This window comes from Candidatus Nanosynbacter sp. HMT-352 (genome assembly GCF_021222645.1).
Classification (GTDB): domain Bacteria; phylum Patescibacteriota; class Saccharimonadia; order Saccharimonadales; family Saccharimonadaceae; genus Nanosynbacter.
Genome location: NZ_CP089520.1, coordinates 184,603 through 199,544, shown reverse-complemented (window position 1 = coordinate 199,544; position 14,942 = coordinate 184,603). Strand labels below are relative to the sequence as shown.

The following is a 14,942-nucleotide window of genomic DNA, read 5'->3' as shown; positions in this document are numbered from 1 at the left end:
ATATATGACAAAAATTTTATTGGTTGAGGACGACAAAAGTTTACGCGAAATTTACGGCGTACGACTTTTGGCGGAGGGCTACGATATCGTTTCGGCGGGCGACGGCGAAGAAGCTCTGGCCATGGCAATTAAAGAACGTCCGCGATTAATCTTAAGCGACGTGATGATGCCAAAAATCTCTGGCTTTGATATGCTAGATATTTTACGCTCAACGACAGAGACAAAAGACGTTAAAGTTATTATTATGACCGCGCTATCATCAGAAGACCAAAGGAAGCGTGGCGAGCAGCTTGGTGCTGATAAATACTTAGTGAAATCTCAGGTAGGAATAGAGGACGTCGTGAGAGCAGTCCACGAAGCCCTGGGCGACCTTCCGGGAGTCGGCACAAATCCAGTGCCAGTTTCACAACCAACTCACACATATGAACCAGCTATTCCAACGCCTCAACCAACTCCAGCAGCGCCGCAGCCAGTTACTAGGCCTGACGTTTCTTCATTATCGCCGCAACCAACTACTCCCGCTACAGTATCGGCAACTTCTGTAGCAAATCCGCTTATACAACAACATCCACAACAGGCATTCGCGCCAGCACCACAACCGCTACCTCAACCAGCGCAAGCTCCAGCACCACAACCAATTCCGACGCCACAGCCTCAAACAACAACTCTGCCGCAGCCTATGGCACCGTTTTCATCGCCCGCACCGCGACCTTCAGGGCTTGGTGACCGCATTATTCAACCTTTACCAGCTGACGATTCTCAGAATTCGGTAGACATCTCTAAACTTATGGCAGAAGAATTGGATAATACACAGAGAATTTCTCAATCAACTCCAGAGCCTCAACCAGCGCAAGCTCCAGCACCACAACCGATTTCGACACCCCAGCCAGTACCAAATCCTATTGAGCGAGCTAGTGCAATACCCTCCGTCCAAGAACAGCCTCAAGAACAAAACATTCCGCATCAGCTATCAGAATCTCCTCAGCCGACACAATTTCCACCGATAAATCCGCAACAATGATAATCCCAGACACAAAGCAAGAATCTTGGCGCCTCAACAAATTCGTGGCGCTTTGCCTGGGTGTTTCCAGGCGGAAGGCCGACGAATTGATAGAAAAAGGGAAGATTACTATTGACGGTCAGCCCGCCAGATTGGGTCAACAAATTTCTGACGCAAATAAAATTTCCTATAACGGAAAATTACTAGAATTGCAATCCAAACAGCTCATCATCCTACATAAGCCAACTGGATATCTTTGTTCACGCGCTTCTCAGGGCGGCGTTCCGACAATCTACAAATTGCTACCGAAGAATCTTCACTACTTAAAACCCGTTGGTCGCCTGGACAAAGATAGTTCTGGGCTGATTATCATGACGAATGACGGCGACTTTGCTCATAGTATGACACATCCGTCGTTTTACAAGATTAAGCGATATCTCGTTACAATCGACCAGCCCTTGCAGCCTTTGCATCGCCAAATGATCAATGATTTTGGCGTGCAGCTTCCTGACGGTCGCAGTCAATTGACGTTAGAAAGGCAACACGAAGGTGATGACTATCGTTGGATAGTCGAAATGAGCGAGGGAAGGAATCGTCAAATTCGGCGAACTTTCGATGCATTAGGCTACACTGTTAAAAAACTCCACAGAACAAACTTTGGTAATTATTCGCTCGGCGACCTCAAGAGAGGCGAATGGCGAGAAGATAAATTCACGAATTCATAATTTACTCCGCAACTCTTTATATTTTACGGTAAATATTGTAATATAACTTTTATGCCAAACCCGACAGAAAGTATAACTGTAAAATGGAAACGCTAAAGCGAGAATCCGACCCTTTCCCATTAGAAAAGATAAAGACAATCATACAGAATCTTAAGGAAGAAAGATCGGGTACTATAGAAAAACTGTTCTACAAGAAGGATGAGTCCAATATTTTACCAAAATTCCTAGAAAACCAAATCTATGCTTACATCGAACTTATTAAAGAGATCGAGAGGCATACTACAAAATTTGAATATCCTATATCCGTAGCGTTCAAAGATGACGACAATAACATTTGCTATTGCATAAATAACCCCGAAGAAAATTACTACATAACACTTTACCCAAATCCAATTAACAAACAATCTCCAAAAGCCTACATTCACAATTACGCTAGAGAATACGATAACGAGGACGAGGAGTACGAACTAGTCGTAGCCGAGTCTAAAGAGTTTACAACAGAGAACAACTCGAACTACTTTAAGGATTTCCTGAAAATAGTTCGCCCATGCGAGGCTTATATAAATAGCGTGCTCGCCAAAATGTCTTAAAACTGCTATAATATACAATCATGTCTAAATTACCAACAGTCGCCATCATCGGGCAAGCCAACGTCGGCAAAAGTTCACTATTTAATCGCTTGACGCGCTCTCGCACTGCCATCGTCGCCAGGGAAGCCGGGACGACTCGCGACAACGTTGTTGGTAAAGTCTCATACAAACGACGCAACGTCGACTCTACGCTGTCAGATGACTATTCGCAATTTTGGCTCATCGACACAGCCGGACTGAAAACTGCCGAGGACAAATTTGAGGCGACCATTCAGGACCAAATCGCTGACGCTTCCGCCGCCGCTGACGTAATCCTCGTAACCGTCGACTCCACCGCATATCCTTCTGACGCTGATCGCCAATTAGCCAAAAAAGCCCTAAAAAGCGGCAAGCCAGTCATTTTAATCGCCAATAAAGCAGACTTGAAAGGCTCTCTTTCTATCGACGAATTCAAACGACTCGGCATTAAAAACATCATAAAAACTTCCGCCGAGCACAGCATTGGCATTTCGGAGCTTCTTGACAGCATTGCCGAACTTATTCCGCCAGCCACCGAAACCGCACCTGACGACATTATTCGCGTTGCGCTAATCGGCCGCCCGAATGTCGGAAAGAGTAATCTATTCAATACCCTAGCGGGCAAGCAGCAAGCCATCGTCGCCAACGTCGCCGGCACAACTCGCGACGTAAACCGCGTTCAAGTTCGTTATCACGGACAAACAATTGAACTGCTCGATACCGCTGGAATTCGCCGCCAAGGAAAGCAAGAAACGGGAATTGAGAAGTTCTCAGTTCTTCGCACCATGCAAGCCATCAACGAAGCCGACGTTTGTCTGCTTCTTATGGACGTCAATGAGCTTAACGTTCAATTGGATCAGCGCCTAGCTGGAATCATTGACGAGGCAGGCAAGGGGCTGGTTCTGGTTGTTAGCAAATGGGACTCCGTCGAAGGTAAGGACGCTTATACTCATGATGAAATTGCCCCACAAATTAGCTATAATTTCAAATTTACCCCATACGCTCCGCTTATATTTACCTCGTCTGTCACTGGGCAAAATGTCACTAAGCTATTCGATCTGGCAGTCGATATTTATAAACGCCGTCGCCAAGAATGTAAAACTCGCGCCTTAAACGACATTTTACAGAAAGCCATCGCCGCACATCCGCCAGCTGGTCTGAAAAACTCGCACCCGAAGCTGCGCTACATTGTCCAGACGGACGTTGCTCCGCCGTGGTTTGTTATTTACGGTAGTAATCTGAAATTTGTCCACTGGAGCTACAAGCGTTATCTGGAGCGAACTTTACGCGAGGCTTTCAATTTTGCAGGAACACCAATTAAAATGTCTTTCCGCGACGAAAAGCAATTAAAGGCCAATCGTGAACGCGTTGCGCGCGGTCTGGCGCCAGTCACCAAAGCCTACAAGCAGGCCAAAAACGCCGAAAAAGGCATATAATACCACATCTTTGACAAAATCCATTGACATTTTGTTCTATTAGTGATATACATATATTAGCTTTCACAACGTGTGTTAGCTTGCGTCAAATCGACGCACCGTTCTGCGGAGAGTTTATTTCTCCGCCTGACTCCAGAAGAGGAGTTATCATGGGAGAAGCAGCTCTAAAAGCAATGGTGATCATCGCGCTTGGGATGGTCGCTGGAGCTGGCCTCGCGGGAGGTCTCGCAGGAGGCCTCGCAGGAGCAGTCGTAGGTAAGGTAGCGGGAGTTCCCGTTGTCATAACTGCTCCAATCGGAGCAGCTCTCGGGGCTGCAGCGACTGGTACCGCTACGTACCGGCGTATCTGGTACGGAGGCAAGAGGGATAACAACCCTCCTGCTGATGATCAGTAAGCCCGCTCGAAAATAGCTCGCTCGAAAATAGACTCAATATTGAATCCAGTTTTCGGCTTGAGCACGTTTTCGAGCGGGCTATTTTCTTTTATAACGAATCTTAGCTGTATTCGCTCCATAGATGCGTGTCTATGCTGACGAGTCGGAAACGACGAAAGTAAACTTTTATTCAAACATCATCAATTGCGCAGACAAAACTTCACGCGTAATTTCGTCCGCACGTTCACCAATTAGCACAATTTTTGCTGGCTCTTCCGTCGCAGAATTAGCTATTTGAATCTGATTTTCCGTTGCCTCCAAATGATGCCGCACACCATTATCATCAATAAAACAGCCCTTCATTCGCCTGAGTTTATAAGTATCAAAAAGTTCCAGCCAAATTTTCTCCAGAGTCGCCGCAGCAATTTTCATACCAGAAACATCCAGCACCGCATACGTCGGATTGTCTGGCACGACTAGCTCACCGTCGTACGTATCAAAAAACGTTAGTAGCCCCGACGGCGTCGTCATTTTATTGATATCAAATCTGCCTCGTGGCGCGCTCAATATTTTTCCGTAAGGCAGGGAGCTCAGCTTAGATTCATACTGCAGTCGCTCGTCGTCACTTAGCAAATCTTCTTTGGTCACTAAAATCATATCAGCCGCTTGCAACTCAATTTCATGCGCCGGCTCAATTCCACGTAAAATCTCATGTGCATCAATAACATAAAAACTCTGCGCCAACTCGTACTTATTGAATATTTGTGCATTAATCAATTTCTCGACCAAATTCATCGTTCGCGCCACACCAGTCGCCTCAATAAACACTGGGGCGGGGGAATTGCGACAAAAGTCAAGTAACATTCGCGTTAATGCGTGCTTCGACGAACAACAAACGCAATCGCCAGCCAAGGTCGTCACAATATCCGCCAGCTTTTCCAATCGATAACCGTCAACGTTTTCATTAGCATATTCATTCTCAATCACCCGAGAACCCTTATAATCACTTTGTTGCAATAAGAACTCAAGAACACTAGTTTTCCCAGCACCCAACGAGCCATTCACCAAATATAACGGAACTTTATCGATAACCGCTCGCCCATCATCAAACGGCGCATTAATGCTAAATTCCAAATCATCGTCACGTTTTGCCATATGCTTATTATACGTCATTTTCACAAGGTGATATACTAAGTCTATGAAAGTCATCTTAGCGTTGGGAAATCCAGGCGAAAAATACACGAACACGCGGCATAATGCCGGGTTTTTGGCTATTAATAAATTTGCATCAGAACAGGGAAAAACCTTTTCGAATAAGCCGAAATTTTCCGCCGATATCGCCGAACTCAATATTTCTGGAGAAAAAATCCTACTAGTTAAGCCAACTACTTTTTACAACGAGGTCGGAATTTCCGCCCGAGCAATCTTAGATTTTTACAAATTGACATTGGATGATTTACTAATTATTCACGATGACACGGCGCTGGACTTTGGTAAAATTAGAACTCGTAAAGGCGGACGAGACGCAGGCAGTAACGGACTGAAATCCCTTCACGCTCACGTTGGATCAGATTTTTGGCACATTCGTATTGGCACAGACAATTTACTCAGACGTCAAGTTGGTGACGTAGATTTTGTCCTGGGTAAATTCAACTCAGACGAGCAAAAGATTCTCCAAAGCTGGATATTACCCGAATCAGTTAATTTGATCGAGAAGTTCATCAACGGAACTATCGAGCCGTTCAGTATAAAATATTAAACCAGATTCTAGCGTCGTTTTCGCGGCACAATTTTTGACGCGCCGTTCTTCAATTGCTCTTCGGCTTGATGTAATTTTGTAGCCGCAGCTTCTTGCAGATTGATAGATCGGGCTTCCAATATGCTGCTGCCGACCGCTAAACTCACGAACAACAAACCCAAGCCGCCCGTCGCCCATTCCGGCAATTCCAAGTGGAATAATTTGGCAATCATCATCACGCCGAGCGCCATAATTGCCCAGTGAGCGCCATTTTCCAAATATTTATATTTACTAAGCGCACCTGTTCGCAACAAATATACGGTTAGCGATCGGACCCAAATTGCCCCAGCGCCCAGTCCAGCCACGATTAGCAGCACGCTGTTGGTAATGGCGAACGCACCAATCACGCCGTCAAAACTAAAGCTAGCGTCCAGAATCTCCAAATATAACAAGCTAGCGAACGCCGCCCAACCAGTTTTAATCTTAACGGACTTCGCGTCATCTTCATGAAAAAATGACCCGAATAGCTCCAACCCAATATGCAGCACAATTCCAAGAACTGCTGAAATCAACACCAAAGATTTATGCGGCGCCTCAACCGTAAAATACAAGACAGCCGCCACGCTAAGCATTATACACACCTTAAAATTCTCAAATCGCCCAGCCTTCGCTAAAATCGGCTCAACATGTCGCATCCAGTGGACACGCTTGTTGTAATCGATGAAATAACTAAGCCCAATCATAATCAAAAACGCACCACCAAACGCGTCAATCATCGGCGACGCCTCATGCAGGATCTCGCCATACTCAACAGGCTTATGAAGCGCCATATTGACAACATCTATAAATCCGTGGCCGCTTGCAATCATCACGATAGCAATTGGCAATATAAATCGAACAACAAACACAGCCATGAAAATACCAACAGTTAAGAATATTTTCTGCCAAACTTGGCTCATTCCCGCCAAGACCTTGCTATTTATCACCGCGTTGTCGAAGCTAAACGTAACTTCCAAAACCACTAAAATAGTAAATAGCCAAAGACCGCTAACGCCCATATGGCTAAAAATTAAGCTACCCAAACCTAAGGTTAATAGGACCGAAAACCAGAAAATCCGAAACGGATGATGTGAATGTAAAAGATGCTTCATATTGATTTAGTATAACATATAAGCATGGAGTATAATTTTATATATGGCACAAAAATCGCCAGACGGTCGCATAAAAAAGTTTTTATCAGCCAACAGCGAGTTGATCGGTTGGGTGGTTTTTGGCGTCCTTATAATTTCTATTTATCAATTCAGCTCACGATTCGGCGTCATGTTATTAAACGGAGAATTTGCAGAATTGTACAATAAATTACTTCCGTCATTACAAGATTTCATCACGCTAACGCTAAGCGTAATTGTCGAGGCGGTCCCATTCTTAATTTTAGGAATTATCATATCCGCGCTTATCAGATACTTTTTATCATCAAAAGATGTCTTCAAAATGTTACCAAAAAACGCCTTTCTTCGACGAATTGCACTCTCTATGATCGGGCTAATTTTACCCGTGTGCGAATGTGGTAACGTGCCAATTGCACGCAGCTTAATAGCGAACGGATTAAAACCTGCCGACGTTATTAGCTTTCTTTTCGCCGCACCAATCATAAACCCGATAACCATAATTTCAACCATGACCGCCTTCAGTTTTGACACCCGAATGGTTTGGTGGCGAATTATTTTTGCGCTAATTATCGTACAAATAACCGCTTTTATCGTCAGCTTTTTTAAGGAAGATTCCATCATTAATCCAGAGTTCGAAAAACTTTGCCACCCTCATAGCCACGATTCAAAATTATCAAACATATTCAGCTCATCACGCAATGAATTCTGGCAATTATTTACTATGTTAGCCTTAGGTGCTAGCATCGCAGCTGCCACACAAATCTTCGTTCCGCGATTCATCATAAACGCTGTCGGTGGCGACATTTTCCTATCAGTCATATCCATGATCACGCTAAGTTTCGTCATTTCGATATGTTCCAGCATCGACGCGTTCTTCGCACTTGCTTATGTGCGAAATTTCACGACAGGCTCAATTTTATCTTTCTTGCTATTCGGACCGATGATAGACATTAAAATGATTACGTTGTTAAAAACAACTTTTCGCTGGAAATTTATTGCAACAATTACCTTAACTGTATTCGTCTTATCATTAATTGTCGGGCTGGGAGTTAATTTATATGTACGCTAATCTTACCAAATCAATTGGCGGAATTATCATTTGTGTATATATTTTGCTATTAGCTTGGCGTGACCAACTCGGCTTTTACATTCATCCACGCTATCACACATTCGCGGTCGTAATTAGCGTAATCGGCGTTATACTTTTGCTTATTGATATAATGTTGCAATTAAAAAATAAACCCGCAAAAGACAAATCTAGAATTAGCTTGAAAAAAATTACTCCGATATCTTATTTTGCAGCAATTATACTCTCAGTCGGATATATATTGCCACCAAAACCACTTTCTCCAAGCAGCCTCGCGCAAAAAGAAAGCCCTGTAATTATTGATCCCGAAAGTCGTTGCGAAACACCTCAGCCGAAAGAGAACTCTTCTACAATCTCAATAAACCGCTGGAAAACCGCCATAAATTCCTGTAAAGAAGCCGCTTATTTTAACGGTAAAAATATCACCATTACTGGCTTCGTTTCAAATGATCTATTAAAAAACTACGGCTATAATTACTTCAATATTGCCAGATACGTTATAAGTTGCTGCACTGTTGACAGCGTGCCTATGAAAATCCTGGTCGAGAAAAACTTTTCGACAGACTACCCAGATGGAACATGGCTAATCGTCAAGGGTAAATTGTCGCAAAAAATCGTTAATAGTCAAGCTGAATACGTCATAACCGACGCGCATATCACAAAAATCAACCAGCCCAAATATCCTTATGAATTACTCGGACTGTAGGTCTATTGCACACTTGTTGCAATAAGTTATAAACTATTGATAACGCTATGTTAAATGAAATATTTGAACGCCACAATCTTCGCCTGACAAAACCCCGTCAGCAAGTATTTGACATCCTACGAAATTCAGATGTGCCTCTTACGGTCGGCGATATTGCGAAAAACTGCAAAAACATTAACCGTGCCAGCATTTACCGCACGCTACTAATGTTCGATACTCTGAACATTATAAACACTATAACTATTGGTTGGAAGAATTATTACGAGTTAGCAGAACCTTTTATACCGCATCATCACCATCTATACTGCATCAATTGTCAAAATGCCGAACCTATACAATTACAAGAGCTCGAAAAACTCATAGATCTCATTGGTAAAAAACATAATTTCATAGTCACAAAACACCACTTTGAGCTGGAAGGTATTTGCGAAAAGTGCCGACATATTATAGAAAATAAATAATTTTTCCCAACAAAAAAGCGCCAGGTAAGGGTGGGCATCACCTGACGCTTTTTTACCCTTCAACCCACCCGAGCTACCGTATCAGTGAAGCGTCGCGACTAAAACTCCAAAAGTCCGCGCCTGATGACTATCAATACAATTTCGTACTCACATTAACAGAGGTCGCCTTTGAAAAAGGGCAGTTAAAGGGGTTAGTATGCGCGTAACGTTGAACCGCAAAAAGTGGAGGGTAAGAATACTTAATGCCATTGCGCGCAACCTAACATATAGTTAGAATAGGGGGTATAAGGTGCGTTTGGTTAATTATTACTTAACCAATCGTCCTTGATTATAGCAAACATTTGACAAAGTGTCAATACTTTTTACCACATTTTTTATGGAAATCAATAGAATTCTACCAGATGAGCATATTTTCTCCCAGAGATTAACAAATATTGCCAATTCGCCAAAAAGCTTATGTTATATAGGAAAGTTGCCGGAAACAAAGGCGCCAGTCGTATCAATCGTCGGGTCCCGTAAGCCATCTGCCTACGGAAAAGAAGTGACCGAGCGATTAGCAACAGATCTGGCAAAAGCCGGATGTGTAATCGTGAGCGGGCTAGCACTAGGCGTGGACTGTATTGCCCAAAAAGCTGCCATTGAGGCTGGCGGCACAGTTGTAGCTGTCGTGCCAAACGAGCTTCCGGATATTTCTCCAAGGACAAATTACCAACTAGCCATGGACATTATAAAGCAGGGCGGAGCGGTCATTTCGGAATGGATGAAGGGCGATAATAAAATAGTTAACCGCTGGAGTTTTCTGGAGCGCAATCGGCTGGTTAGTGGACTAGCTGACGGAATTATTATCACCGAAGCCGCCGAGCGAAGTGGTACACTGAACACCGCCTCTCACGCACTAAATCAGGGAAGAGATTTGTTTGTAGTTCCCGGAAATATAACCAGCCCGTTGTCGGCTGGCTGCAATACCTTATTAAAACAAGGGGCGTATTTGGTGACAGACGCCGACGATGTTTTATCAATCATCGCGCCAGAAAAATTGCAAAAAGACAACGGTCAAGAATTAGCAGCCAGCGCAACAATTGAAGAAGCTATTATCATAAAACTCATCTCAGAAGGGCTTCGTGACGGCGATGAAATCCAACAAAAATCCGGCCTATCCGCATCAGACTTCGCCACGGCGTTAACTATGCTGGAAATCAACGGCGTTATCAAACCTCTCGGATCAAACAACTGGACATTACGATAATATTGCTATTTTGACAAATTAATGTTATTATGCGGAATATGAAAAAAGGCCGAGAAACATCTCCTACCGTCAGTAAAGTCACCAAAGACGTTTTTACCATTCCTAATTTTATAAGCATGACTGGCGCCGCTTTAGCGATACACGGATCCAAGAAAATCGATACAGCTGAAGGGTTGGTGGAATGCGCGGTCGGGCGATTAGCTGACGTCTTGGACGGCAAAGTAGCACGCACGACAGGACAGACTAGCAATTTTGGAGCAGCCTTAGATGCCACAACAGATAAAATAGTTATGGCAAAAATTCTCTATGAAATGAACAAAAAAGGGTTGGCTCCAAAGCATGTTCTTGGTATTGTTGCGACGCTAAACTTGATAAACACTGGGGCTACGGGAATTGCTAATTTACGCAGCAAGGAGAAAGGCGAAACTCGACCGACCAAATCAGGAAAACTAGCCATGGCAGGAGAGACAATTACTTTGATATCTTATATTGCAGCCCATATTGCCGAGCAAGACAAAAATCCAAAACTCGCCGAGATTCTACGTAAACTAGGGGCTGGAGCATTCGCCGCTTCACTTCCGTTCGCTGCGCACGCAACATGCACCTACATAAAACGAGCAATTAACGGCGACTCGGAAAAAGAAAAACAACGCCAAATAGCAGATGTTAATCGCAGTCTTGGATCAATGGCAATGCTCGGTCGCCTCAGTGGTCGCTCGTAATAATTCACTTTGCGGTTGTAGCCAGATAGTGATTTGTTATAATATAAAGTTATGAAAAATCTCGTTATCGTCGAGTCACCAGCCAAAGCTAAAACCATCGAGAAATATCTCGGTAAGGATTTTCACGTCTTGTCCAGCGTGGGGCATATTCGCTCGATTGTTAAAAAGACGAAGGATGGAACGCCGCCGATTGACGTGGCTAACGATTTTTTTGCAATTTATGAAGTTGATCCTGAAAAAAAGAAAGTTATCACCGAACTAAAGAGAAATGTCAAGGCAGTTGGCAAGGAAAATGTTTGGCTCGCAACCGATGAAGACCGCGAAGGAGAGGCTATTGCTTGGCACTTATGTAAGGTGCTGGATCTTCCAATTGAAACAACCAAGCGAATTGTTTTTCATGAGATCACCAAAGATGCCATAACCAATGCAATTAAGAATCCGCGAACTGTGGATATGAATTTGGTTCAGGCGCAACAAGCCAGGCAAATTCTTGACCGACTGGTTGGTTTTGAGCTTAGTCCAGTCGTCTGGCAAAAAGTTCCCGGCGGAAAGTCGGCTGGTCGCGTTCAGAGTCCAGCGGTGCGATTACTGGTCGAGCGCGAACGAGAAATTATGAAGTTTGAGGGCAATTCTCAATTTAAAGTTACCGCCATTTTTATTCACGATAATCAGGAATTTAAGGCTGAGTTAAATCAAAAATTCGATACAGAAGAAGCAGCTTACGAGTTCTTAAATAGCCTGAAACCTGCCGAATTTATTGTTAGTGATATCTCAAAAACTCCTGGGGCAAGAAATCCAGCGGCACCATTTACCACTTCAACCCTACAACAGGAAGCCAACTCTAAACTCGGCTTCAGCTCCAAAGCAACCATGGCCTCGGCGCAAAAATTGTATCAAGACGGAAAAATCACCTATATGCGTACCGACTCGGTGAATTTGAGCGGCCAAGCCATCGCGGCGGCCACCGATTTTATCAAGCGTCTTTACGGTCCAGATTACTCAACGGTTCGCAAATTTAAGACCAAATCTGCGTCCGCCCAAGAAGCTCACGAAGCCATTCGCCCGACGGACATCACTCTGGAAACTGCATCCAACAATAGCTATGATCAGAAATTATACGACCTAATTCGACGCCGAACTTTAGCGTCACAAATGTCGCCAGCGAAGCTAGAAAAGACAACCATCACAATTGACATCAAAGGCGATAATTTACCTAAGAGCAAAAAACCCGCTCAGTTTGAGGCAAAGGGCGAAGTCATTACGTTTGATGGATTTTTGCGCGTTTACGGCGGTAATAAAGATGAGCTTCTGCCAAAGTTACAGTCTGGCGATGGAGTCAACTCTCACGACATTACAGCTCGTCAAACATTTACACGACCACCAGCTCGCTACACCGAAGGTTCGCTAGTCAAGAAACTGGAAGATCTCGGTATCGGTCGTCCGTCAACTTACGCTACGATTATTGACACTATTCAAACTCGCGGCTATGTTGAAAAAGGCGACAGCGAAGGTCAGCCACGAGATGTGATTGTCCTGAACTATAACGGTGAGGAAGTTAGTCGAAGTATTGTCCAGGAAAAAACCGGCTCGACACGCGGCAAGCTTATTCCAACGCCAAGCGGCGAACTGATTGCCGATTTCCTGACGGACCATTTCACGCAAATTGTCGATTACGATTTTACCGCCAATGTTGAAACGGAATTTGACAAAATTGCTGGTGCTGATCTGGAAAAAAGCACAATGTTGCACGGATTTTACACACCTTTCCATAAATTAATCGAACAATCTGGCGGAATTGACCGAAGTAAGGTCGGCGCTAATCGCGAAGTGGGAATTGACCCAAAAACAAATAAACCAATCATTGCAAGATTCGGTCGTTTCGGTCCAATGCTGCAACTGGGCGCAACTGAAGATGAAGATAAGCCTCGTTTTGCGCCGCTTCCAAAAGGCGCAAAGATTGAAACAGTAACCTTAGAGCAAGCATTGGAAATGTTCAAGTTACCTCGCATTGTCGGTCAAACAGAGGATGGTCAAGACATCAAAGCAAACATTGGCCGGTTTGGTCCGTATATTCAAGTCGGTAAATTGTTCGTTTCCATTAAGCCAGAAGACCCGCACAGCATTACTTTAGAAAAGGCGCGTGAACTTTACGCCGCCAAATTAGAAGCCGAAGCCGCTAAGAATATTGCCGAATTCCCAGATGGAATTAAGGTTCTCAATGGTCGATTCGGTCCATATATCACCAACGGCACCAAAAATGTCAAAATCCCTAAAGATACGGATCCGAAAACTATTACTCACGAAAAAGCTCTGGAGCTATTAAGCACCACAACAGCGAAGCCAACTCGCAAACGCGTAGTTAAAAAGGCCACCAAAACATCCACTAAAAAGAAATAGCATTTTTATACTATCCAATAATTCCGGATAATAAAAACTCTTCATATAATCTATTGCAAAAAACGTAAAATAAATGCTATAATTTATATCAGCAATTATGGCATTTATCTATTGACTTTTGTCAAATGCAATTGTATAATTAAAAACATATTTTCAATCAATATAACCTGTGGTGAGGCAGAGAGGATGTTTCTAGTAACATGAGCGAGACAGCAAAAACCGAGCAAAGCGCCAAATTAAATTCTGTCGTCGATACTATTATTTCTAAAATTCCGCAAGAGCGCGAGAAGGAGATTATTTCTCGACGATTTGGTTTGTACGATCGAAAAGAAACATTAGAGTTAATTGGCGATATGTTCGGCATTACTCGCGAGCGCGTTCGTCAGCTAGAAAAAGCAATCTTAACGCGTCTACGTGCAGCTGTCGCCGAGGGAGAACTTCCTTCGGTTATTGCTATGGAAAAAGAAATTACTTCGAGTTTGTCTGAGATGGGACGAGTTGCGCGGATGCAGGATTTGGCGTCGCATTTCCTCGGTAAAGAAGCTACTGCAATTGACCGCGCTCGTGTGGCGTTCATTTCTGAGCTAGCAGAAAATATCACGATTGTTACAGAGAATGACGATTATTACCAAGCGGCAGCGATCGACACTCTCGGCAACGAAAAGCAAATTAGAGCACGAGTCGAAGAAGTTGTCAAAACAATCAAAAAGCACGGTGAACCTATTACTGCGGAAGAATTGCACAAAAAATTGGACTATGAACATCCTTCAAATATCGCAGCCTTGGCTACCGTTAGTAAAAAATTGGCCAGCTTGAATGATCAATGGGGACTAGCCAAATGGCCAGCCGTTAATCCAAAGAACATTCGCGATAAAATCTACGTTGTTTTGGACACAAATGGCTCACCGATGCATTTTTCCGACATTGCTAAGGGAATTCGGGATAGCGAATTTAACCGCCGAAGCGTTACAACGCAGGCAATTCACAATGAACTTATTAAAGATAAGCGCTTTGTTCTAATCGGCCGCGGTATTTACGCGCTTGCCAGCTGGGGTTATAGTCGCGGCACTGTTTCAGATATCATCACCGACATCCTAAAGAACTCTGAAACTCCACTTCACCGAGATGAAATTGTTCGCCAAGTTCTCGACAAACGACAAGTCAAAGAAACAACGATTCTGCTCAACCTTCAATCAAAACCACAATTCAAACGAGTAGCTAAAGCCACTTACGTTTTCGAAGAAGTCGCTCAAGCTTAGTTGCAAACTTCCTT

At 43.7% G+C, this 14,942-nt stretch carries 14 protein-coding genes; 12 read left to right on the top strand and 2 right to left on the bottom strand.

Translation table 11 applies throughout. The features are described from left to right. Positions 1-4: 4 nt before the first annotated feature. The 4 genes from LR957_RS01035 (at position 5) to der (ending at position 3,769) form a co-directional block, all read left to right on the top strand. Positions 5-1,021 carry a response regulator transcription factor gene (locus tag LR957_RS01035; protein WP_232273144.1) on the top strand — a complete coding sequence of 339 codons (1,017 nt, stop codon included), beginning with the start codon at positions 5-7 and terminating at the stop codon, positions 1,019-1,021. Next, on the top strand, positions 1,018-1,725 hold the full coding sequence (locus LR957_RS01030; RefSeq protein WP_232273143.1) for a pseudouridine synthase: 708 nt from the start codon (positions 1,018-1,020) through the stop codon (positions 1,723-1,725). Before LR957_RS01035 ends, LR957_RS01030 begins: the two co-directional genes overlap by 4 nt. Before the next feature lie 83 nt (positions 1,726-1,808). Beyond that, positions 1,809-2,315 (top strand): hypothetical protein, encoded by a 507-nt coding sequence (locus LR957_RS01025; protein WP_232273142.1) that lies wholly within the window; start codon positions 1,809-1,811, stop codon positions 2,313-2,315. Between the two features lie 20 nt (positions 2,316-2,335). Continuing rightward, a complete protein-coding gene (der, locus tag LR957_RS01020; RefSeq protein ID WP_232273141.1) occupies positions 2,336-3,769 on the top strand; it encodes a ribosome biogenesis GTPase Der in 1,434 nt (477 codons plus the stop codon). 560 nt (positions 3,770-4,329) lie between these two features. Here der and LR957_RS01015 read toward each other — a convergent pair. Further along, positions 4,330-5,298 (bottom strand): GTP-binding protein, encoded by a 969-nt coding sequence (locus LR957_RS01015; protein WP_232273140.1) that lies wholly within the window; start codon positions 5,296-5,298, stop codon positions 4,330-4,332. A gap of 43 nt (positions 5,299-5,341) precedes the next feature. Here LR957_RS01015 and pth point away from each other — a divergent pair, with 43 nt between their 5' ends. After that, on the top strand, positions 5,342-5,902 hold the full coding sequence (gene pth, locus LR957_RS01010) for an aminoacyl-tRNA hydrolase (RefSeq protein WP_232273139.1): 561 nt from the start codon (positions 5,342-5,344) through the stop codon (positions 5,900-5,902). An 8-nt stretch (positions 5,903-5,910) separates the two neighbouring features. On the opposite strand, the gene LR957_RS01005 is transcribed toward pth, so the two are convergent. Beyond that, positions 5,911-7,032, bottom strand: a complete 1,122-nt coding sequence (locus LR957_RS01005; protein ID WP_232273138.1) for a DUF475 domain-containing protein — start codon at positions 7,030-7,032, stop codon at positions 5,911-5,913. 43 nt (positions 7,033-7,075) lie between these two features. On the opposite strand from LR957_RS01005, the gene LR957_RS01000 reads away from it, so the two are divergent. The 7 genes from LR957_RS01000 to LR957_RS00970 all read left to right on the top strand — a co-directional run bounded on the left by LR957_RS01000 (position 7,076) and on the right by LR957_RS00970 (position 14,928). Then, on the top strand, positions 7,076-8,119 hold the full coding sequence (locus LR957_RS01000; RefSeq protein ID WP_232273137.1) for a permease: 1,044 nt from the start codon (positions 7,076-7,078) through the stop codon (positions 8,117-8,119). Then, complete coding sequence (locus LR957_RS00995; RefSeq protein WP_232273136.1) at positions 8,109-8,843, top strand: TIGR03943 family putative permease subunit; 735 nt, start codon at positions 8,109-8,111, stop codon at positions 8,841-8,843. Before LR957_RS01000 ends, LR957_RS00995 begins: the two co-directional genes overlap by 11 nt. A 47-nt stretch (positions 8,844-8,890) precedes the next feature. Continuing rightward, positions 8,891-9,304 carry a Fur family transcriptional regulator gene (locus LR957_RS00990; RefSeq protein ID WP_232273135.1) on the top strand — a complete coding sequence of 138 codons (414 nt, stop codon included), beginning with the start codon at positions 8,891-8,893 and terminating at the stop codon, positions 9,302-9,304. Positions 9,305-9,680: 376 nt separating this feature from the next. Next, on the top strand, positions 9,681-10,550 hold the full coding sequence (dprA, locus tag LR957_RS00985) for a DNA-processing protein DprA (RefSeq protein ID WP_232273134.1): 870 nt from the start codon (positions 9,681-9,683) through the stop codon (positions 10,548-10,550). A gap of 38 nt (positions 10,551-10,588) precedes the next feature. After that, the gene (locus LR957_RS00980) at positions 10,589-11,272 is read left to right on the top strand and encodes a CDP-alcohol phosphatidyltransferase family protein (RefSeq protein ID WP_232273133.1); all 684 of its coding nucleotides are present in this window, start codon (positions 10,589-10,591) and stop codon (positions 11,270-11,272) included. Between the two features lie 51 nt (positions 11,273-11,323). Further along, positions 11,324-13,669, top strand: a complete 2,346-nt coding sequence (topA, locus tag LR957_RS00975; protein ID WP_232273132.1) for a type I DNA topoisomerase — start codon at positions 11,324-11,326, stop codon at positions 13,667-13,669. A 200-nt stretch (positions 13,670-13,869) separates the two neighbouring features. Continuing rightward, positions 13,870-14,928 carry a sigma factor-like helix-turn-helix DNA-binding protein gene (locus tag LR957_RS00970; protein WP_232273131.1) on the top strand — a complete coding sequence of 353 codons (1,059 nt, stop codon included), beginning with the start codon at positions 13,870-13,872 and terminating at the stop codon, positions 14,926-14,928. Positions 14,929-14,942: the final 14 nt, after the last annotated feature.

Coding starts and splice junctions, on each gene's coding strand:
- LR957_RS01035 (WP_232273144.1), top strand. CDS start 5: ATGACAAAAATTTTATTGGTTGAGGACGACAAAAGTTTACGCGAAATT.
- LR957_RS01030 (WP_232273143.1), top strand. CDS start 1,018: ATGATAATCCCAGACACAAAGCAAGAATCTTGGCGCCTCAACAAATTC.
- LR957_RS01025 (WP_232273142.1), top strand. CDS start 1,809: ATGGAAACGCTAAAGCGAGAATCCGACCCTTTCCCATTAGAAAAGATA.
- der (WP_232273141.1), top strand. CDS start 2,336: ATGTCTAAATTACCAACAGTCGCCATCATCGGGCAAGCCAACGTCGGC.
- LR957_RS01015 (WP_232273140.1), bottom strand. CDS start 5,298: ATGGCAAAACGTGACGATGATTTGGAATTTAGCATTAATGCGCCGTTT.
- pth (WP_232273139.1), top strand. CDS start 5,342: ATGAAAGTCATCTTAGCGTTGGGAAATCCAGGCGAAAAATACACGAAC.
- LR957_RS01005 (WP_232273138.1), bottom strand. CDS start 7,032: ATGAAGCATCTTTTACATTCACATCATCCGTTTCGGATTTTCTGGTTT.
- LR957_RS01000 (WP_232273137.1), top strand. CDS start 7,076: ATGGCACAAAAATCGCCAGACGGTCGCATAAAAAAGTTTTTATCAGCC.
- LR957_RS00995 (WP_232273136.1), top strand. CDS start 8,109: ATGTACGCTAATCTTACCAAATCAATTGGCGGAATTATCATTTGTGTA.
- LR957_RS00990 (WP_232273135.1), top strand. CDS start 8,891: ATGTTAAATGAAATATTTGAACGCCACAATCTTCGCCTGACAAAACCC.
- dprA (WP_232273134.1), top strand. CDS start 9,681: ATGGAAATCAATAGAATTCTACCAGATGAGCATATTTTCTCCCAGAGA.
- LR957_RS00980 (WP_232273133.1), top strand. CDS start 10,589: ATGAAAAAAGGCCGAGAAACATCTCCTACCGTCAGTAAAGTCACCAAA.
- topA (WP_232273132.1), top strand. CDS start 11,324: ATGAAAAATCTCGTTATCGTCGAGTCACCAGCCAAAGCTAAAACCATC.
- LR957_RS00970 (WP_232273131.1), top strand. CDS start 13,870: ATGAGCGAGACAGCAAAAACCGAGCAAAGCGCCAAATTAAATTCTGTC.